This window comes from Brevundimonas sp. (genome assembly GCF_035627055.1).
In the GTDB taxonomy this organism is placed as follows: Bacteria; Pseudomonadota; Alphaproteobacteria; order Caulobacterales; family Caulobacteraceae; genus Brevundimonas.
In genome coordinates this window covers 56,529-74,508 of sequence record NZ_DASPMM010000004.1, presented here as the reverse complement: position 1 = coordinate 74,508, position 17,980 = coordinate 56,529, and the positions used below count along the sequence as shown (strand labels likewise).

The 17,980-nt window shown below is 69.5% G+C and carries 21 protein-coding genes; 10 read left to right on the top strand and 11 right to left on the bottom strand.

Annotated elements, in window-relative coordinates; all coding sequences use genetic code 11:
• Positions 1-2,834 (bottom strand): HAMP domain-containing protein (locus VEA98_RS01520; RefSeq protein WP_324810441.1); only part of this gene is annotated, 2,834 nt, incomplete at its 3' end.
• 262 nt (positions 2,835-3,096) lie between these two features.
• Between VEA98_RS01520 and VEA98_RS01515 the strand changes: the two genes are divergently transcribed.
• From VEA98_RS01515 to VEA98_RS01505, 3 genes are read left to right on the top strand one after another with little or no spacing between them, the layout of a single operon-like run.
• Positions 3,097-3,489 carry a hypothetical protein gene (locus VEA98_RS01515; protein ID WP_324810438.1) on the top strand — a complete coding sequence of 131 codons (393 nt, stop codon included), beginning with the start codon at positions 3,097-3,099 and terminating at the stop codon, positions 3,487-3,489.
• A complete protein-coding gene (locus tag VEA98_RS01510; protein WP_324810436.1) occupies positions 3,477-3,758 on the top strand; it encodes a DUF5985 family protein in 282 nt (93 codons plus the stop codon). The genes VEA98_RS01515 and VEA98_RS01510 overlap by 13 nt, the downstream gene beginning before the upstream one ends.
• The gene (locus VEA98_RS01505) at positions 3,755-4,018 is read left to right on the top strand and encodes a DUF5985 family protein (protein WP_324810434.1); all 264 of its coding nucleotides are present in this window, start codon (positions 3,755-3,757) and stop codon (positions 4,016-4,018) included. The genes VEA98_RS01510 and VEA98_RS01505 overlap by 4 nt, the downstream gene beginning before the upstream one ends.
• Here VEA98_RS01505 and folE read toward each other — a convergent pair.
• Positions 4,015-4,590, bottom strand: a complete 576-nt coding sequence (gene folE / locus VEA98_RS01500; protein ID WP_324810432.1) for a GTP cyclohydrolase I FolE — start codon at positions 4,588-4,590, stop codon at positions 4,015-4,017. The genes VEA98_RS01505 and folE overlap by 4 nt on opposite strands.
• Positions 4,591-4,718: 128 nt before the next feature.
• On the opposite strand from folE, the gene fliQ reads away from it, so the two are divergent.
• Genes fliQ through flhB form a run of 3 tightly spaced genes read left to right on the top strand, consistent with a single transcriptional unit; the run spans position 4,719 to position 6,830 of the window.
• Entirely contained in the window at positions 4,719-4,982 is a 264-nt protein-coding gene (fliQ, locus tag VEA98_RS01495; RefSeq protein WP_324772777.1) for a flagellar biosynthesis protein FliQ, read from the top strand.
• Positions 4,983-4,990: 8 nt separating this feature from the next.
• Positions 4,991-5,761 (top strand): flagellar biosynthetic protein FliR, encoded by a 771-nt coding sequence (gene fliR / locus VEA98_RS01490; RefSeq protein WP_324810430.1) that lies wholly within the window; start codon positions 4,991-4,993, stop codon positions 5,759-5,761.
• The gene (gene flhB, locus VEA98_RS01485; RefSeq protein ID WP_324810427.1) at positions 5,754-6,830 is read left to right on the top strand and encodes a flagellar biosynthesis protein FlhB; all 1,077 of its coding nucleotides are present in this window, start codon (positions 5,754-5,756) and stop codon (positions 6,828-6,830) included. The genes fliR and flhB overlap by 8 nt, the downstream gene beginning before the upstream one ends.
• Here the strand turns inward: flhB and VEA98_RS01480 are convergent.
• Positions 6,805-7,515 (bottom strand): helix-turn-helix domain-containing protein, encoded by a 711-nt coding sequence (locus tag VEA98_RS01480; RefSeq protein ID WP_324810425.1) that lies wholly within the window; start codon positions 7,513-7,515, stop codon positions 6,805-6,807. The two genes, flhB and VEA98_RS01480, sit on opposite strands and share 26 nt — an antisense overlap.
• A 153-nt stretch (positions 7,516-7,668) precedes the next feature.
• On the opposite strand from VEA98_RS01480, the gene VEA98_RS01475 reads away from it, so the two are divergent.
• A complete protein-coding gene (locus VEA98_RS01475; RefSeq protein WP_324810424.1) occupies positions 7,669-8,814 on the top strand; it encodes an acyl-CoA dehydrogenase family protein in 1,146 nt (381 codons plus the stop codon).
• A 172-nt stretch (positions 8,815-8,986) separates the two neighbouring features.
• Here the strand turns inward: VEA98_RS01475 and VEA98_RS01470 are convergent, their stop codons facing one another.
• A complete protein-coding gene (locus tag VEA98_RS01470) occupies positions 8,987-10,684 on the bottom strand; it encodes a HAMP domain-containing sensor histidine kinase (RefSeq protein ID WP_324810422.1) in 1,698 nt (565 codons plus the stop codon).
• Between the two features lie 185 nt (positions 10,685-10,869).
• On the opposite strand from VEA98_RS01470, the gene VEA98_RS01465 reads away from it, so the two are divergent.
• Positions 10,870-11,304: a SufE family protein gene (locus VEA98_RS01465; protein ID WP_324810419.1), complete on the top strand. Its 435-nt coding sequence runs from the start codon at positions 10,870-10,872 to the stop codon at positions 11,302-11,304.
• A 7-nt stretch (positions 11,305-11,311) separates the two neighbouring features.
• On the opposite strand, the gene VEA98_RS01460 is transcribed toward VEA98_RS01465, so the two are convergent.
• From VEA98_RS01460 to VEA98_RS01450, 3 genes are all read right to left on the bottom strand, one after another.
• Positions 11,312-11,839, bottom strand: coding sequence for a hypothetical protein (locus VEA98_RS01460; RefSeq protein ID WP_324810416.1), 528 nt, complete (start codon positions 11,837-11,839; stop codon positions 11,312-11,314).
• A gap of 153 nt (positions 11,840-11,992) precedes the next feature.
• Positions 11,993-12,721 (bottom strand): DUF6456 domain-containing protein, encoded by a 729-nt coding sequence (locus tag VEA98_RS01455; protein ID WP_324810415.1) that lies wholly within the window; start codon positions 12,719-12,721, stop codon positions 11,993-11,995.
• Positions 12,718-13,074 carry a chromosomal replication initiator DnaA gene (locus VEA98_RS01450; protein ID WP_324810414.1) on the bottom strand — a complete coding sequence of 119 codons (357 nt, stop codon included), beginning with the start codon at positions 13,072-13,074 and terminating at the stop codon, positions 12,718-12,720. Before VEA98_RS01450 ends, VEA98_RS01455 begins: the two co-directional genes overlap by 4 nt.
• A gap of 291 nt (positions 13,075-13,365) precedes the next feature.
• On the opposite strand from VEA98_RS01450, the gene ctrA reads away from it, so the two are divergent.
• Both ctrA and VEA98_RS01440 read left to right on the top strand, forming a co-directional pair.
• Complete coding sequence (gene ctrA / locus VEA98_RS01445; RefSeq protein WP_183254582.1) at positions 13,366-14,073, top strand: response regulator transcription factor CtrA; 708 nt, start codon at positions 13,366-13,368, stop codon at positions 14,071-14,073.
• A gap of 290 nt (positions 14,074-14,363) precedes the next feature.
• Positions 14,364-14,843, top strand: a complete 480-nt coding sequence (locus tag VEA98_RS01440; protein WP_324810413.1) for an Lrp/AsnC family transcriptional regulator — start codon at positions 14,364-14,366, stop codon at positions 14,841-14,843.
• Between the two features lie 3 nt (positions 14,844-14,846).
• On the opposite strand, the gene VEA98_RS01435 is transcribed toward VEA98_RS01440, so the two are convergent.
• The 4 genes from VEA98_RS01435 to VEA98_RS01420 all read right to left on the bottom strand — a co-directional run bounded on the left by VEA98_RS01435 (position 14,847) and on the right by VEA98_RS01420 (position 17,689).
• Positions 14,847-15,041 (bottom strand): type II toxin-antitoxin system HicA family toxin, encoded by a 195-nt coding sequence (locus tag VEA98_RS01435; protein WP_324810411.1) that lies wholly within the window; start codon positions 15,039-15,041, stop codon positions 14,847-14,849.
• A 4-nt stretch (positions 15,042-15,045) separates the two neighbouring features.
• Positions 15,046-15,258, bottom strand: a complete 213-nt coding sequence (locus tag VEA98_RS01430) for a DUF1902 domain-containing protein (protein WP_324810409.1) — start codon at positions 15,256-15,258, stop codon at positions 15,046-15,048.
• Positions 15,259-15,363: 105 nt separating this feature from the next.
• Positions 15,364-16,029 (bottom strand): protocatechuate 3,4-dioxygenase, encoded by a 666-nt coding sequence (locus tag VEA98_RS01425; protein WP_324810407.1) that lies wholly within the window; start codon positions 16,027-16,029, stop codon positions 15,364-15,366.
• Between the two features lie 157 nt (positions 16,030-16,186).
• Positions 16,187-17,689, bottom strand: coding sequence for a DEAD/DEAH box helicase (locus tag VEA98_RS01420; protein WP_414642124.1), 1,503 nt, complete (start codon positions 17,687-17,689; stop codon positions 16,187-16,189).
• Positions 17,690-17,980: the final 291 nt, after the last annotated feature.

The window sequence follows — 17,980 nt, the reverse complement described above, 5'->3', positions numbered from 1 at the left end:
ACCGGACTGGGGCTGAAGTTCAGCGGCAGGTAGAGGGTGAAGGTCGAACCCTTTTCCGGCTCGCTCTCGACCTTCAGTTCCCCGCCGAGGGTGCGGGTGATCTCACGGCTGATCGACAGACCCAGGCCGGTGCCGCCGTATTTCCGGCTGGTCGTGCCGTCCGCCTGCTGGAAGGCCTCGAAGATGATCCGCTGCTTGTCCTCGGGGATGCCGATGCCGCTGTCGCACACCGAGAAGGCCAGCACCTGGCCGGCCGTGTTCAGGTGCTCGTTGCCCCGGTTCCAGCCGCCGTCGACCCGCTTCACGCTCAGCCGCACCTCGCCTGAGGCGGTGAATTTGAAGGCGTTGGACAGCAGGTTCTTGATGATCTGCTGCAGCCGCTTGTCGTCGGTGTACATCGCCGCCGGCAGGGCGGGATCGAGGTCGATCTTGAAGTCCAGCCGCTTGTCCTGGGCGATCTGGGCGAAGGTGCGCTCCATCTGGTCGCGCAGGGAATCGAACCGCGTCTCGCCGATGTCGAGGGTGACGGTGCCGGACTCGATCTTGGACAGGTCGAGGATGTCGTTGATCAGCCCCAGCAGGTCCGAGCCGGCGGCGTGGATGTTCTTGGCGAACTCGACCTGCTTGCCGGTCAGGTTGCCCTGGGTGTTCTCGCTGAGCATCTTCGACAGGATCAGCAGGCTGTTCAGCGGCGTGCGCAGTTCATGGCTCATATTGGCCAGGAACTCCGACTTGTATTTCGACGTCAGGGCCAGCTGCTCGGCCTTTTCCTCCAGCGCGAAGCGGGCCTGCTCGACCTCGATGTTCTTGGCCTCGACCTGTTTGTTCTGGGCCGAGAGAAGCACCGCCTTCTCCTCCAGTTCGGCGTTGGACTGCTGCAGCTCTTCCTGCTTGGCGCGGAGCAGTTCCTCGGACTGGCGCAGGCTCGCCGCCTGCTGCTCCAGCCGGTCGTTGGTCATTTTCAGCTCTTCCTGCTGCGCCTGAAGCTCGGCGGTCAGCAGCTGCGACTGACTCAGCAGCCCCTCGGTCCGCATGTTGGCGGCGATGGTGCTCAGCACGATGCCGATCGATTCCATCAGCTGGCTCAGGAACGATTGGTGGGTCTCCGAGAACTCGCCGAAGGTGGCAAGTTCTATGACCGCCTTGACCTCGCCCTCGAACAGGGCCGGCAGGATGATGATGTTCAGCGGCGCCGCCCCGCCAAGGCCCGAGCCGATCTGGACGTAGTCCCTGGGTACATTGGTCAGCAGGATGCGCTCCTTCTCCTTGGCGCACTGCCCGATCAGGCTCTGGCCGAGGCGGAAGGTCGGCGACAGCTGCTCGCGCTCGGTCGAGGCGTAGGCCGCGGCCAGCACCAGGATCGGCTCGTCCTCGGCGTCCTTGTCGGCGACGTAGAAGACGGCGTGCTGGGCGTTGATCAGCGGGGCCAGTTCCGACAGCACCATGTTCGACACGGTGGCCAGGTCGCGCTCGCCCTGCAGCATGCGGGTAAACCGGGCGAGGTTGGTCTTCAGCCAGTCCTGCTCGGTGTTCTTCAGCGTCTGATCCTTCAGGTTGCGGATCATCTCGTTGATGTTGTCCTTCAGCGCCGCGACCTCGCCCGAGGCCTCGACGGTGATGGAGCGGGTCAGCTCGCCCTTGGTCACCGCGGTCGACACCTCGGCGATGGCGCGCACCTGGGTGGTCAGGTTGCCGGCCAGCTGGTTGACGTTGTCGGTCAGGTCGCGCCACAGGCCGGCCGCGCCAGGCACCCGCGCCTGTCCGCCCAGCTTGCCCTCGATCCCCACTTCGCGGGCCACGTTGGTGACCTGGTCGGCGAAGGTCGCCAGCGTCTCGATCATGCCGTTGATGGTGTCGGCCAGCGAGGCGATCTCGCCCTTGGCGTCCAGCGTCAGCTTGCGCTTCAGGTCGCCGTTGGCCACCGCGGTCACGATGTCGGCGATGCCGCGCACCTGACCGGTCAGGTTGGCGGCCATCGAGTTCACGTTGTCGGTCAGGTCCTTCCAGGTGCCGCCGACGCCTTCCACCCGCGCTTGCCCGCCCAGCTTGCCCTCGGTGCCGACCTCCTTGGCCACCCGGGTCACTTCCGAGGCGAAGGCGTTCAGCTGGTCCACCATGGTGTTGATGGTGGATTTCAGTTCGAGGATTTCGCCCTTCACATCGACGGTGATCTTCTTCGACAGGTCGCCCTTGGCCACGGCGGTGGTGACTTCGGCGATGTTGCGGACCTGGCCCGTCAGGTTGCCGGCCATGAAGTTCACATTGTCGGTCAGGTCCTTCCAGGCGCCGGCCACGCCCTTCACATTGGCCTGGCCGCCCAGCTTGCCCTCGGTGCCCACCTCGCGGGCCACTCGGGTCACTTCCGAGGCGAACGAACCCAGCTGGCCGACCATGGTGTTCACCACCCGGCCGATGCGCAGGAACTCGCCGCGCAGCGGGCGCTCCTCGTTCTCCAGGTCCATCGTCTGGCTGAGGTCGCCCTTGGCCACGGCGCCGATCACGCGCGCCATCTCGGCGGTCGGGTGGACCATGTCGGCGATCAGGGTGTTGACCGCCTCGACGCTGGCCGCCCACGCCCCCGTCGCCGAGGGCACCCGGGCCCGGTTGTTGATCTTGCCCTGCCGCCCGACCGCCTCGCCCAGGCGGCTGAACTCGCGGCTCATCCGGTCGTTGAGCTCGACGACGTCGTTGAACGCCTCGGCCAGCTCGCCGTCGATGCCGGTCAGGTCGCCGGGCAGCCGGACCGAGAAATCTCCCCGTCTGAAGGCCCTGAAGGCGGCCAGCAGCTGACGCGTATCGAGGGCGGGCTCGGGAGCCAGGGCGGCGATCGACATTCTTCTACCTTCGGTGCGGGACGGACCCTTCAGCCGGAGGCGCAAGGCCTGCAGATCACGCGAGCAGGACGGTTCGACCGGTGTCGACCGTCTCCCTGGCTCCCGTCACGGCATGGCGCTGCTTCCCCCGAAACCAATTGCGAAAAACATCAAAGGCTCCGCTTGGTTCCCTCCCGCGGGGCAAATCTCTTGCGTTGCCATTTGAGGTTCAGGCGCTAGGGTCCGGCGCCATGTCGTCCCGGCCAAACCCCGCCCCGCTGGCGTGAACACGTCGTCGTCGGACCCGCTGAGCCCCGACCTGTCGGCCTTCATCGAGAGCGCCGTTCCGTCGGTGTGGGCGCTGGAGACCCTGCTCCTGCTTCGCCGTGAAAGCGATCGCGCCTGGCCGGCCGAGCGGCTGGTCGCCGAGCTGCGCGCCAACCTCACCCTGGTCAGCGACTGCCTGGGCGGGCTGGAGCGCGCCGGCCTGGTGCTCGGCGACAGCGACGGCTTCCGCTTCGCCCCGGCCTCGCCCACCCTGGCGGCGCTATGCGACCAGCTCGAAGCCGCCTACCGTGAACGCCCGGTGGCCGTCGTCAACACGATCGCGCGGCGGCGGCCCGACCCGCTCAAGGGCTTCGCGGACTCGTTCCGTTTTGGAGGATGGAAGTCGTGATGGAGTGGGGACCCGGAGCCGTCTACGGCCTGTGCCTGCTGACCAGCGCGGTCTGCGCCGCCCTGCTGGTCCGCTCGTACGGCCGGTCGCGGCAGCCGCTGCTGCTGTGGAGCGCCGCCTGTTTCACCCTGCTGGCGATCAACAACCTTCTGGTCGTGCTGGACATGGTCGTTCTGCCGACCGCCGACCTGTCGCTGGCCCGGCAGCTGTCCTCGCTCGCCGCCGTCGGCGTGCTGATCTACGGCTTCATCTGGGAGGTGGACCGGTGAACACAGCCCTCGTGACCGGCGGCGCCATCATCATGGGCTACGCCGTGGCCGCCGTCTTCTTCCTCAAATTCTGGCGCCGCACCGCCGACAGCCTGTTCCTCGCCTTCGCCGCGGCCTTCCTGCTGATGGCCGCCACGCCGCTGCTCACCACCCTGCTGGAGGTGCCGCGCGAGGAGCAGAGCCCGTTCTACCTGCTGCGCCTGCTGGCCTTCCTGATCATCATCGTGGCCATCATCGGCAAGAGCCGGCGCAAGACCTAGCCCCGCACCAGCCGCAGGAACTCCTCGCGCGTGCGGGCGTCGTCGCGGATCACGCCGCTCAGATGGCTGGTGGTCAGGCTCGACCCCGCCGTGTTGACGCCGCGCAGGGTCATGCAGCTGTGCTCGGCCTCGACCACCACCCCGACGCCTTGCGGCCGCAACACCTCCTGGATCGCCCGCGCGATCTCCGAGGTCATCTTCTCCTGGATCTGCAGCCGGCGGGCGAAGCCGTGCACCACCCGGGCCAGCTTGGAGATGCCGACCACCCGGCTGGTCGGCAGGTAGCCGACGTGCGCCCGCCCCACCACCGGCAGCATGTGGTGCTCGCAGAAGCTGACGAAGCGGATGTCCTTCAGCACCACCAGCTCGTCATAGCCGCCGACCTCCTCGAAGGTCCGCTCCAGGTATTCCCGCGGATCGACGTCATAGCCGGCGAACAGCTCGCGATAACTGCGCGCCACCCGCGCCGGCGTGTCGAGCAGGCCCTCGCGGTCGGGATCGTCGCCGGCCCAGCGCAGCAGGGTGCGGACGGCGGCTTCGGCTTCGGCCTGGGAGACGGTCTTGTCGGTCATGCCCCCGCTTTACGCCGCGGGCGGGGAATTGATCCAGCGCCGTATCGCTAACGCCTCGTTAACCACACTCCCGGCATTTTCTGCCCAGTACGGCCCGGCGCGGGCCAGGCGTAGTCTCGGGGCGTGGCATGAACGGCGCGGAAGTTCTGGATGTGGGCCGCGACGCCCTGTGGCTGACCATCCAGCTGTGCGCCCCGATCCTGATCGTCGGCCTCGTCGTCGGCGTGGTCATCGGCCTGTTCCAGGCCCTGACCCAGATCCAGGAACAAACCCTGATCTACGCCCCCAAGATCATCGCCATCTTCGTCTCCCTGCTGCTCTTCCTGCCGCTGATGGGCGCCCTGCTGGGCGGCTTCATGCGGACCATCGCCGCGCGCATCGCCGGCATGTGACCTGACGGGTGGAGCCCTACGCCACAGCCGACCAGGTCTGGCAGGGGGCCATGATCTTCGCCCGCATCGGGGCGGTGCTGCTGATGCTGCCCGGCGTCGGCGAAAGCTATGTGCCGCCGCGCATCCGCCTGTCCCTGGCCCTCGTCGTTTCCCTGGCCCTGTGGCCGGTGGTCGCCGGCAGCCTGCCGGCCCTGCCGGCCACGCTCGGCGGCATGGCCGGCTGGATCATCCGCGAGGTGCTCGTCGGCCTCGCCATCGGCGCCCTGCTGCGCAGCTTCCTGACCGTGCTGGCCACGGCGGGGGAGGTGGTGGCGCTGCAGACCACCCTGGCCTTCGCCCAGACCGCCAACCCGATGCAGGCCCAGCCGGGCAGCACCATCTCGGCCTTCCTGATGCTGTTCGGCACGACGCTGATCTTCGCCACCAACACCCATCACCTGTTCATCGCCGGCCTGGTCGGCTCCTATGAGCTGATCGCCCCGGTCAAGCCGCTGGTCACCGGCGACTTCGCCGCCCTGGCCATCCGCACCCTCGGCGACGCCTTCATGCTGGGCATCCAGCTGTCGGCGCCCGTGCTGGTCTTCGCCATCGTCTTCAACCTGGCGTCCGGCCTGATCGGCCGCGTCATGCCCGCCTTCCAGGTCTATTTCGCCGCCGCCCCGCTCAGCATCATCCTGGGCCTGTCGGTCTTCGCCCTCAGCCTCGGCGTGATGGGGACGGTCTTCATCGACCGCTACCGCGCCCTGGCCAATGTCTTCACGGGAGGCGCCGGTGGCTGAAGGCGCCGATCCCGAGTCCAAGACAGAAGAGGCGACACCGCGAAAACTCGCGGACGCCCGCAAGAAGGGCGACGTCGCCAAATCGCCCGATGTCGCCTCGGCCCTGTCGCTGATGGGCGCGGCGGCCGTCATCCTGATGTCGGGGGGCTGGTTCGCCACCTCCATCGCCAACCAGCTGCTGCCCTTCATCGCCGAACCCCACGCCATGATCGGGGGGCTCGAGGCGGGCGCGGGGATCGAGATCGGGACCCGGGCCCTGTGGGCCATCGCCCCCTTCCTCGGCGCGGTCATGCTGGCCACCATCCTCGGCGGGGCGGGCGGCAACCTGGCCCAGTCCGGCCTGATCTTCACCGCCGAGAAGCTCAAGCCCGACTGGTCCAAGGTCAATCCGCTGGCCGGCTTCAAGCGCATCTTCGGCCCCGACGGCCTGGTCCAGTTCATCAAGACCTTCCTCAAGCTGCTCGCCGTCGGCGTGATCTGCTGGCTGGTGCTCAAGCCGCACCTGCGCGAGCTGGAGAACATGGCCGCCATGTCCCCGGCCCTGATCCTGCCGATGGCGCGCGACCTCTCCGTCTCCCTTCTGGTCTCGGCCCTGGTGTTCCTCGGCTTCACTGCCGGGGCCGACTACATCTGGCAGCGATTCCGCTTCGCCGAGCGGATGAAGATGTCCAAGGAAGAGCTCAAGGAGGACTACAAGCAGTCCGAGGGCGATCCGCATGTGAAGGCCAAGCTGAAGCAGATCCGGGCCCAGCGCAGCCGCCAGCGGATGATGCAGAACGTGCCCAAGGCCACGGTCATCATCACCAACCCGACCCACTATTCCGTCGCCCTGCGCTACGAGCCGGGCGAGGGCGATGCGGCCCCGGTCTGCGTCGCCAAGGGCGTCGACGCCCTGGCCCTGCGCATCCGCGAAGTGGCCCGCGACCATGCGGTGCCGATCGTCGAGAACGTGCCCCTGGCCCGCGCCCTCTACGCCGCCGTCGACGTCGACGAGACCATCCCGCGCGAGCATTTCGAGGCGGCGGCCAAGGTCATCGGCTTCGTCATGCAGCGACGGAAGCCGCGCTGAACCCCGGCGCATAGGGGGCGAACGGGCTCAGCCCCAGCCACGCCTGCATGTCCCTCGCCAGCCCCTCGTCGCCTGTCAGGGCCATCCGCTCCTCGTCCAGCGCCCGCCGCACCGTGTCGTGGCCCATCCAGATCGCCGTCATGGTCCGCAGGTCGACGCTGACGTACAGATCGACGTCGAAGCCCGGATCGGCCGAGCACAGGTCGACGCCCGTGTCGGGACTGACCACCAGCCAGAAGCTGCGCTGGCTGGACGGCAGGTCGGAATAGAGGAACTGCACCACGCTTCGCCGCCGCGGCATCGGCGTCGGGTTCAGGCCGCGGTGCATGTCCCACATCAGCAGCTGCACATCGAGCTGCTCCAGCGACACCTCGGCCTTGACCCGCCGCTGGCCCCAGATGCCGAAGGCGTCGACCAGCGGCTGCAGCTCCCGCCCGGCCTCGGTCAGGTGGTATTCGGCCGGACCCGCCGTGGTGGTCACCCGAGCCACGACGCCCGCGGCCTGCAGGTCCCTCAGCCGCTGCGACAGCAGGGCGGGCGACATCTTCGGCACGCCGCGCCTCAGGTCGTTGAACCGCGTCGAGCCGGCCAGCAGCTCGCGCAGCAGCACGACCGTCCAGCGCGTGCACAGCACCTCGGCCGCCATGGCGACCGGACAGAACTGCCGATAGCTTCCCTGCGCCATCGCATCCTCCCTTGAAGAGGTGCAGGATAACGCCGATCGGGCAGGCGAGACAGTTCAGTATCTGTAGCGCCTCGATTCAGTTGCTGAACTGGAGACGGCGGGCCGGTCCCGTCACACCGCTGACCACACACACGGATCAGACGAGGGTGTTCGATGTCCACTTCCACCATGGCCGCGCTCGAGACGGCTCCGATCGACTGGCTGGGCCGGGCCGACGCCGTCTGCGCACAGCTGGCCGACAACGCCGCCCGTCACGACGCCGAAGACGCCTTCGTGTCGGACAACTACGCGCGGCTGAAGGCCGAGGGGTTCTTCAGCGCCCATGTGCCGGTCGAACTCGGCGGGGGCGGGGCGGACTACGCCGAGCTCGCCACGGTCATCCGCCGGCTGGGCGCGGCCTGCGGCTCCACGGCCCTGGCCTATTCGATGCATTCGCATCTGGTCGCCGCCGCCCTGTGGCGCTGGCGGCATCAGAACGCGCCGACCGACGGCCTGCTGAAGCGCGTCGCCGCCGAAAACCTGGTGCTGATCTCCAGCGGCGGCTCGGACTGGCTGAACAGCGCCGGCGCCGCCGTGAAGGTGGAGGGCGGCTTCCACATCACGGCGCGAAAGATCTTCTCCAGCGGCTGCCTCGCCGGCGACCTGCTGATGACCAGCGCCGTCCATGACGACCCGGACGCCGGTCCCACCGTGCTCCATTTCGGCGTGCCGCTCACCGCCGAAGGCGTCCTCATCCACGAGACCTGGCGGGTCATGGGCATGCGCGGCACCGGCTCGCATGATGTCGAACTCAATGCGGTCTTCGTCCCCGACGCCGCCATCGCCGGCCGCCGTCCGCAGGGCAAATGGCACCCCCTGTTCCACATCATCAGCCTGATCGCCTTCCCCCTGATCTACGCCGCCTACGTCGGGGTGGCCGAGTCGGCGCGCGACAAGGCGCTCGAGGTCGCCCGTCGTCGCCCGGCCGACGAGGGCCTCGTCCAGCGGGTCGGCGAGATGCAGAACGCCTTCGCCGCCGCGGAAACCAGCCACCAGCGCATGATCCGCCTCGCCGAGATCGCCATGCCCGGCGCGGAGACGACCAGCGAGGTCATGATCGGCCGCACCCTTGTCGGCGAGGCGGCGATCCGCACCACGGAACTGGCGCTCGAGGTCGCCGGCGGCGGCGCCTTCCACCGCGCCATGGGCATCGAGCGCGCCTTCCGCGACGTGCAGGGCGCCCGCTTCCACCCCCTGCAGCAGAAGGCCCAGCTGCGTTACACGGGACGGCTGGCGCTGGGGCTGGATATCGACGGCTGATCTGTTCCTGGAGTCCTTACCGCCGTCACCCTCGGGCTTGACCCGAGGGCCAGATCATCCGGTGCGGCGTCAGCAGGCCTGCGGGCGCTTTCGGCGGGCCGTCTCCAGCGCACAGCCTGCGCCAAGGTCTGATCCTCGGATCAGGTCCGAGGATGACGGGTGGGAGAGGGGACTACTTCCCGCCGGCCACCGGCAAGGGGATGATCTCCGCTCCGCCCGCGGGCGCCGGCGCCCGCGCCACCTGCGCCACGGGCAGGCGCACGGTCACCGCCGTGCCTTCGCCCAGGGTGCTGTCGATGCTCATCCGGCCGCCGTGCAGTTCGGCGAAGGCCCGCACCAGCGACAGGCCCAGCCCGGTGCCCTGGCGGCGTTGTTCGATGGCTCCGGCCTGTTCGAACGGCCGCCCCAGGCGGCGCACGTCCTCGGGCGCGATGCCGACGCCGGTGTCGGCGACGACCAGCTCCAGATAGGGGCCGATCGCCTCGATCGAGACAGTGACCGTGCCCCCCGGCGCGGTGAATTTCACCGCGTTCGACAGCAGGTTCAGGGCGATCTGCTTGAGCGCCCGCTTGTCGGCGGAGACGTCGACCGGCTCGGCCGGCAACACGCCGCTCAGGACCACGCCCTTCTCCTCGGCCGTGACCCGCACCAGGGCGATGGCGGCGGACACCAGTTCGCGGGCGTCGAACCGTTCCAGCGTCAGCACATATCGCTCGGCCTCGATCTTCGACACGTCCAGCACGTCGTTGATCAGTTCCAGCAGGTGGCCGCCGGCCTCGTGGATGTTGTCGACATAGGCGGCGTAGCGCTCCGGCATAGGCCCGAACAGCCGCTGGCGCATGATGTCCGAGAACCCCAGCACTGCATTCAGCGGCGTGCGCAGCTCGTGGCTCATATTGGCCAGGAAGCGGCTCTTACCGGCCTCGCGCGCCTCCGCCTCGATCCGCGCCGTCTCCAGCCCCAGTTCGCGGGCGTACTGGCCGGTGCCGTCGAAGGCCTGGGCGACCAGCCGCGGGGCCTCGTGTTCCGCGTCGTCCAGCCGCCTCAGGATCAGCTGCACCCTGCGGTCCAGCGCCAGCCTCGGCGCAAAGGTCGCCGCCGCGTCATGGCCCTGCAGCGCCCGGTCGATGGCGGCCAGCAGGCGCGGCCGGTCGGGCGCGTGCACCGCCGCGACCAGTCCATGCTCGAACAGCGGATCGACCGGCAGCGCCGGCGGCGGCGCGCCATAGGCCGCCAGCACCCGGCCCGACCGCTCCAGCACCAGCGTCAGCCCCGGCTGCGCCGCCAGCAACCGCTCGACCTTGCCCGCCTCGCTCTCGGCCAGGGTCATGCGCAGCTCGTTCTGCCGCCACGACAGCCGCACCGCCAGCGCCGCCGCCCCGGCGGTCAGCACGGCCGAGATCGCCGCCATCGCCGGCAGGTGCGGCCCCGGTCCCGCCAGCCAGGCCGACAGCAGCCCGGCCACCGCCGCTATGCCGACCCCCAGCGCGCCGGCCTGCACCAGCCGCACGCCGCCCAGCGCCAGCCCCGCCGTCAGCGGCAGGAACACGAACCCCGCCAGCGGCCCGGTCAGTCCGCCGGACAGGCTGGCCGCCGTCATCGCCGCCAGCCCCCACAGGCCCAGCAGCGTCATCCGCTCGCGCGGCCCGTCCCGCTGCAACAGCGCCAGGCCCGTCACGCCGGGCACGACCATGGCCAGCACGCCGTAGAACACCGGCCCCTCGACCCCGCCCAGCCAGCGGCCGCCCAGCGCCAGCAGCGCCGCGGCCACGGCCCAGCCCGCGTGCCAGGCGGCCAGCGCCGGACGGTCGCTCGCCGGCTTGCGGCCGGTCGGCGTCTCCTTCGCGGGGCTGTCGGCGGACGGGGTCAAGGGCGGGTTCGGACCGGGGCTGGAAGCGTCCGGACAGGGGACGCCCGGCCGGAGAGCCTAGCGGTCCGGGCGAGTCGTCCAAAGCGCGCACCCTTCTGAGGAGAGCGCCCGATACCGCCGGCGACGGATTTCTGGGGACCGACGGCGCGGTTGTCGTTAACGCCGCGGCGGCCTATCTGGCCCCGATGAGTTCCGACGCCGCCCCGCCCGCCATCGACGCCGTCCTCGCCGAACTGGTCGAGGAGTTCGACCTGCTGGGCGACTGGGAAGGCCGTATCGAATACGTCATCGAGCTGGGCAAGGATCTGGAGCCCCTGCCGGACGCCGACCGCACCGAGGCCAACAAGGTGCCGGGCTGCGCCGCCCAGGTTTGGCTGGCCGTCCGCCGCGACGGCGGCCGCCTGCGCTTCCTCGCCGACAGCGACAGCGCCCTGTCCAAGGGCAACATCGCCCTGCTGCTGCGCCTGTATTCGGGCCGCACCCCGGCCGAGATCCTCGGCTTCGACGCCCGCGCCGCCCTCGACCGGCTGGGCCTGCCCTCGGCCCTCACGCGCCAGCGCGCCAACGGGCTGAACTCGATGGTCGGCCGGATCCGCGAGGCGGCGCTCGCGGCCGCCTGACGTCGCCTCAGTAGTAGGAGCCGCGCGCCGCCAGCACCGGGTTCTGGCCCGGTTCCCCGGTCACGTCGATGCGGATCGCGTATTGGTCCGGGGCCGGCGTGCGTCGGTCCCACCGCCACGGCGCGCCCTCGGGCTGCGACCACAGCGGATTGCCCTTCAGCATCAGCTCGGCGACCTGGCCCAGCTCGCGTGCGCTGGACTGGGACGACGAGACGCCGCAGGTCACGGCGTAGACGTCGCGGTCGCCCTCGGTGACCGTCCCTTCCTCGATGCGCAGCCGCCAGCGGCCGTCGTGGGAGACCAGTTCGATCTCCGTCGCCCATTCGTCGGCGGGCGCCGTGGCGGCGGTGGGGCGGCGGAACTGCATGTCGCGGGCGGCCCGGATCGCCGCCTCGAAGGTCTTGGCCCGGCTGGCGTAGGGCAGGCAGACCCGCGCCACGACCAGGCCTGCATAGATGTCCTGGGCTCTCGCCGGAGCCGGCCCGACCGAGACCATCAGAACGGTGGCCAGAAGGGCCGACGCAACAGACTTCACAACGACATCCCCACTCCGGGCGGCCGCCTTGCGGCTCCTCCCACGACGGAGCCGCGCCCCCGGGCGGGGACGCGGCCTGACTCGACCCTAGGGCCGAAGCCCGGGCCGACAAAGTTACGACCCTGTAACGTAGGGTCGCCCGGCTTCCGTCGCTCAGCCGATGCGATAGTGCGCGGCGAGGGCGGCGAGGCCCGCCTTCAGCACCGCCTTGCCGCGGCGGCGGCCGAGGCCCAGCCCCTGCTCGGCGGCCTGCAGGGCGCTGGCGTGGATGCAGACCTGCTCCACCATCCGCCGCGCCGGACCGCAGGCGGCCAGCGCCGCCTCGACCCGCCGGGCCGCCGCCATGGCCGGGTCGCCCGGCTCCACCCGCGCCGCCGATCCGCCGCCCGAGCGGGGCAGGGCGTCCCAGCGCATGGTCAGCGACGGTCCGGCCAGCGCGATCTCGGCGTCGGCGGCCAGCCGCTCGGCGGCCGCCCGTTCGGCGCGGTCGATCCACGGCCGGCCCGCCGCGTCCCGCCGTCCCGACAGCCAGGCGATGGGCGAAGGGGCCAGGTTGGCGCGATGGGACCGCATCCGCCCCGCGCCGTCCATCACCCTGCGGACGCCCTCGACGAAGCCCGGCCGTCCCGGTTCCCCCGCGGGCGCCGGACCGGCGTGCGGGCGCCGCGCCATCCAGCCGCCGCCGGGCCGCGCCCTCAGCCCCGGATCCGCGGCCAGCCGCCGGAAGCCGGCCTCGTCCAGCCTCAGCAGCACCCGCGCGCGCCGGTCCGCCCCGGCCCTCAGCGCGTACGCCCCGTCCGCGGTCGCCTCGATCCAGCCGCCCGGCCGCGCCAGGATGCGCCGGGCCCGCCCGGCCTCGCCCGCCTTCTCGTCGCCGCTCACGCCGGCAGCTCGCAGGCCGGCGCCTCCAGCACGTCCCTGACGCAGCGCTCCAGCCGGTCCAGCAGCTCGTCGATCACCGGCCGGTCGCGCCCGTCCTCGGCCCAGCGGCAGGCCGCCGCCGCCGTCGCCCGGTTGAGCCCGAACGCATGGCCGACCCGGTCCATCGGCCAGCCGAACGTCACATAGGCCAGATACATGGCCAGCCACCGCGCCCGGCAGGCGCGGCCCTCCAGCCGGCTGCGCACCTCCATCCGTTCCTTCGGCACCCCGGTCGAGGCGGCGACCAGCTGCAGGGCCAGCCCCGCCTTGATCCTGTCCTCCTGCCGCACCGGCACCTGATAAGCTTCGTCCACCTGATCTCTCCCATCGACGCGGCGGGCCCGTTCGGGCCGACATCCGTGGATAGGAATATATGTCTACGATCCGTCGAAATCGGTCGCATCGGCGGGCGGCGAGGGCAATTCGTTAAAAAATGTCGGGCCGTTGACTCGGGACTCTCGACGCCGATTCGCAAATCAGCCTACGATTCGTTTTGGGACAGGCGTTAACCCTTCTTAAGTTTTTCGCCGGTTAACGTTCGAACAAGGTTACCCCGAAACGGGGCAGTTACATTTATAGCTAAGCTCTGCCTTGGAGGGGCATCAATGCGCGTCCTGCTTATCGAAGATGATCATGCGACGGCGCAGAGCATCGAACTGATGCTGAAGTCGGAAGGCTTCAATGTCTACACGACCGACCTCGGCGAGGAAGGCATCGATCTCGGCAAGATCTACGACTACGACCTGATCCTGCTCGACCTGAACCTGCCCGACATGAACGGCCTCGAAGTCCTGCGCCAGCTGCGCGTCGGCAAGGTCAACACCCCGGTCATGATCCTGTCCGGCACCTCGGAGATCGAGACCAAGGTCAAGACCTTCGGCGGCGGCGCCGACGACTACATGACCAAGCCCTTCCACAAGGACGAACTGATCGCGCGCACCCACGCCGTGGTCCGCCGCTCCAAGGGCCACGCCCAGGCCATCATCCACACCGGCGAGATCGCCGTGAACCTGGACGGCAAGACGGTCGAGGTGAACGGTCACCGCGTCCACCTGACGGGCAAGGAATACCAGATGCTGGAGCTGCTCTCGCTCCGCAAGGGCACCACCCTGACCAAGGAAATGTTCCTCAACCACCTTTACGGCGGCATGGACGAGCCCGAGCTGAAGATCATCGACGTCTTCATCTGCAAGCTGCGCAAGAAGCTGGCCACGGCCGCCGGCGGCAAACACTACATCGAGACCGTCTGGGGCCGCGGCTATGTGCTGCGCGACCCGTCGGAATCCTCGGCGCCGGTCACCGCCGCCGCCTGATCGGCGCGACAACCGAACACGACAACGCCCGCCGGATCGCTCCGGCGGGCGTTTTCGTGTGCGCCGCGGCCTTATCGCGCCAGCAGCACGCTCGCCACGATCGCCAGCGGCAGTCCGAAGAACAGGACGGCGCCGAACACGGTGGTTTCGAGATAATCCTTCTTGGTCATGGCGGCCTCCGATAGCGGCCGCAACCTCTGCGGCCTTGACCGGAAGGCTAGGCCAGACCGCGTCGCGGGTGTGACGGAAGACCTCTGTGGAATCCGCAGTTCATGCGGCAGGATGCCCCCATGGCCGCATTAGCGAAACTCGACCGGATCGACCGCCGCATCCTGGCCCGGCTCCAGGCCGACGGGAGGATCACCAACCAGGCGCTGGCCGAACAGGTCGCCCTGTCGCCGAGCGCCTGCCTCGCCCGCGTCCGCCACCTCGAACAGGTCGGCGTCATCGAGGGCTACGGCGCTCGCCTCAATCCGTGGAGCATGGAGGCGAGCCTCATCCTCTACGCCGAGATTTCCGTGAAGGGCCATCACCCCGACGACCTCGCCCGCTTCGAGGCCGGCATCGCCGACATCCCCGAAATCGTCGAGGCCTCCTACGTCAGCGGTCCCTTCGACTATCTGATCAAGGTCGTCGTTCCCGACATGGCCTCGTGGATCGCCCTGTCCGAAGGCGTCATCGCCCGCGACCTCGGTGTCGACCGGGTCGTCACCCACGTCCTGATGAAGAAGACCAAGCGGTTCACCGGCTATCCCATTCCGGACGCCTGAACCTCAGAACGCCTTCGGTAAGCCCGCGTCCTTCAGGATCTGGTTGGCCATGTGCCGGCTCTTCGTGCGCGGCACGGCGAAGGTCTTGCCGGTCTCCGGGCTGAACCAGATTTCGTGGCTGCCCTTGCCAGGCCGGACGAACTGGCATCCCGCCTCGCGCAGTCGCCGCTCGAGTTCCGGATAGAAGTCCCTGGGCACGCCCTCAGGACGCGGCCTTCAGCGCCGTCTCGCCGGTGATGGTGATCGGGCCGGGGGCCATGCCGTTGTCGCGCATCAGGTCCGGGGCCAGCGTCTCGACGAGGTCGACGAATTCGCTCAGGGTCGCCGCCTCGACGTTCAGGCCGACGATATCGCTCCGCGCCCAGTAGACCTCGGCCTCGGCGTCCCAGACAGCAGTGACCGTGTAGCGCGCCATGCTTGGATAATGGGCGTGGGCGCCGCACCCGTCAACGCGATGGCGGGAGCCGTCCCGCCGCGGACACGACAACGCCCGCCGGATCGCTCCGGGCGCCAGCTTGCGTCAAATCACAACCATCAGATCATAACGCACCATCAGGGCCCCGCTCTCATAGGCGGCGCCGTCCTCATAGGGGCGGATCAGGCCCTCGCGCTGCGCCGGGCTGGTCACGGTCGAGAGGGCGATGTCGCTGTCGTTCAGCGGTTCGCCCGCGACATAGAGCTGGGACGTCAGCCGCCTGATTCCCCGGGTCGAGACGGCGACGTGGATGTGGGGCGCCCTGACGATCGGGGTTCCGGTGACGGCGTAGGAGACCGGCCGGATGGTTCTGAAGCGGAACGAGCCGTCGCGGCCCGTCAACACCCGGCCATAGCCCTGGAATCGAAGATCGGGGGCGCGGCCGGCCTCCAGATCCTCCGGATGGCGGTAGCGCCCGTGGGCGTCGCATTGCCAGATTTCGACAAGGGCGTCGCTCAGCGGCGTGGCCGCCCCGGTCCAGACCGTGCCGAACACATGGGTGACCTGGCCCATGGCCTCGGCGTCGCCCGCGCCCAGTCTGACGAGATCGGCGTCCTGATCGCGGGGCGGGTTGTAGGGATAGAACGGCCCCTCGATCTGCGAAGCGGTGGGAACCTGTTGCGCCCTGACCCCGTGGGCGGCGCCCAGCCCCGCGGCGGCGACGCCCAATCCGCCCAGCACCAGGCCTCGCCTGTCCAATCGCATTGTCATCCCGCCCTCCCAAGCAGCGAACCGGACTAGCACGGCGCGGTTGAAGTGGGAACACGATGTTATGCGAAAGGGGGCCGTTCGATACCTGTCTCGTCAACAGGCACGAAAAGGGCGCGATCGTCTCCGACCGCGCCCCTCCAGTCTTCAGCTTTCAGCCTCAGGCCTTGGCGTAGCCCTGCCCGCCGTTCGACGGGCGCCGGCGGCGCGGGCGGCGCTTGATCTCGCCCTCCGGCTTCACCGCCACGGCCGTGCCGCCGCCCCCGCTGTGACGCGGGTCGTTGTGGGCCTGGCGCGGACGCTCGCGCGCCAGCGGATCGAAGGCCCGTTCCGGCGTCGGCCGGGCGTCGCGCGCCCCGCCCTTGCGGACGCGGTGCGGCTGCCCGCCGCCTTCCAGCTTGACGCCGTCGCGGCGGGGATTGCGCGGGCCGCGCTGTTGCTGCCGGTCGCCGCGTCCGTCGTCAGGCATCGAGGCCTTGGACTTGACGCCCGAGGCCATGATCGAGGCGTCCAGCGAGGCCAGCTGGCGGTCGTTCCTGCGGTCGATGGCCGGGATCTTCTGGCGCGTGACCTTCTCGATGTCGCGCAGCAGCTTCATCTCGTCGCCGGCCACGAAGCTGATCGCCGTGCCGTCGGCGCCGGCGCGGGCCGTCCGGCCGATGCGGTGGACATAGGCTTCCGGCACGAACGGCAGTTCGAAATTGACGACGTGCGAGACGCCGTCGACGTCGATGCCGCGGGCGGCGATGTCGGTCGCCACCAGCACCCGCAGCTTGCCCTTCTTGAAGGCCTCCAGCGTGCGCTCGCGCTGCGGCTGGCTCTTGTTGCCGTGGATGGCCCCGGCCTCGACGCCGCCGGCTTCCAGATAGGCCGCGACCTTGTCGGCGCCGTGCTTGGTCTTGGTGAACACCAGGCAGCGGGTGAAGGTCGGATCGCTGAACATCTCGGTCAGCAGGGCGCGCTTGCGGCCCTGTTCGATGTGGATCACCGACTGGTTGATGCGCTGCACGGTGGTGGCCTGCGGCGTCACCTGCACCTTGACCGGGTCCTTGAGCAGTTCGCCGGCCAGCTTGCCGATCTCCGTCGGCATGGTGGCCGAGAAGAACAGGTTCTGACGCTTGGCGGGAATGCGCGACACGATCTGGCGGATCGGCTTGATGAAGCCGAGGTCCAGCATCTGGTCGGCCTCGTCCAGCACGAAGATTTCGGTGCGGCTCAGGTCCAGCGTCTTCTGCTGCAGGTGATCCAGCAGGCGGCCGGGCGCGGCCACCAGCACGTCGAGGCCCTGCTGCAGGGCGCGTTCCTGCGGCCCGTACTTCACGCCGCCGAAGATGACGGCGACGCGGAAGCCCAGGTGTTTGCCGTAGGTCTTGAAGCTCTCGCCGATCTGGCTGGCCAGTTCGCGCGTCGGCGACAGGATCAGCACCCGCGTGGTGCGGGGCACGGGCGGGGTGCGGTTGGCGGCCAGCCGGTGCAGGATCGGCAGGGCGAAGGCCGCCGTCTTGCCGGTGCCGGTCTGGGCGATGCCCAGCAGGTCCTTGCCGGCCATCACGTCGGGGATGGCCTGGGTCTGGATCGGGGTGGGGGTGGTGTAGCCCTCGGACGCCAGCGCCTGCAGCAGGGCCGGGTTGAGGTTCATCGAGTCGAAGGTCTTGTTGCTCACGGAGCGGTTTCTTTCGCATGCGGCGACGCGCAACAGCCGTGGCTCACGCCGAAAGGCCGCGCACCGCCAGTCCCGATTGAGCCTCAGGGTGAGGCCGTCGGGGTGGATCGGGCGCCGCCCCGCGTGTCCGGGCAGCGAATGAATCTTGAGGAGCCGGCCCCTGCTACAGACAGGGCTTCGTTCGGAAGCCCCACACGCGCTGGAGAGGCCGGACATCGCGATTGTGCGACGCAGCGAAAGTGGGGGCCCAATGCGGCCAAGTCAAGGCGCGGCGGCTCTTCAGGCCGTCTC

Coding starts and splice junctions, on each gene's coding strand:
- ctrA (WP_183254582.1), top strand. CDS start 13,366: ATGCGCGTCCTGCTTATCGAAGATGATCATGCGACGGCGCAGAGCATC.
- VEA98_RS01465 (WP_324810419.1), top strand. CDS start 10,870: ATGAGTTCCGACGCCGCCCCGCCCGCCATCGACGCCGTCCTCGCCGAA.
- folE (WP_324810432.1), bottom strand. CDS start 4,590: ATGACCGACAAGACCGTCTCCCAGGCCGAAGCCGAAGCCGCCGTCCGC.
- VEA98_RS01475 (WP_324810424.1), top strand. CDS start 7,669: ATGTCCACTTCCACCATGGCCGCGCTCGAGACGGCTCCGATCGACTGG.
- VEA98_RS01430 (WP_324810409.1), bottom strand. CDS start 15,258: ATGGCGCGCTACACGGTCACTGCTGTCTGGGACGCCGAGGCCGAGGTC.
- VEA98_RS01425 (WP_324810407.1), bottom strand. CDS start 16,029: ATGACAATGCGATTGGACAGGCGAGGCCTGGTGCTGGGCGGATTGGGC.
- VEA98_RS01440 (WP_324810413.1), top strand. CDS start 14,364: ATGGCCGCATTAGCGAAACTCGACCGGATCGACCGCCGCATCCTGGCC.
- VEA98_RS01510 (WP_324810436.1), top strand. CDS start 3,477: ATGGAAGTCGTGATGGAGTGGGGACCCGGAGCCGTCTACGGCCTGTGC.
- fliQ (WP_324772777.1), top strand. CDS start 4,719: ATGAACGGCGCGGAAGTTCTGGATGTGGGCCGCGACGCCCTGTGGCTG.
- VEA98_RS01480 (WP_324810425.1), bottom strand. CDS start 7,515: ATGGCGCAGGGAAGCTATCGGCAGTTCTGTCCGGTCGCCATGGCGGCC.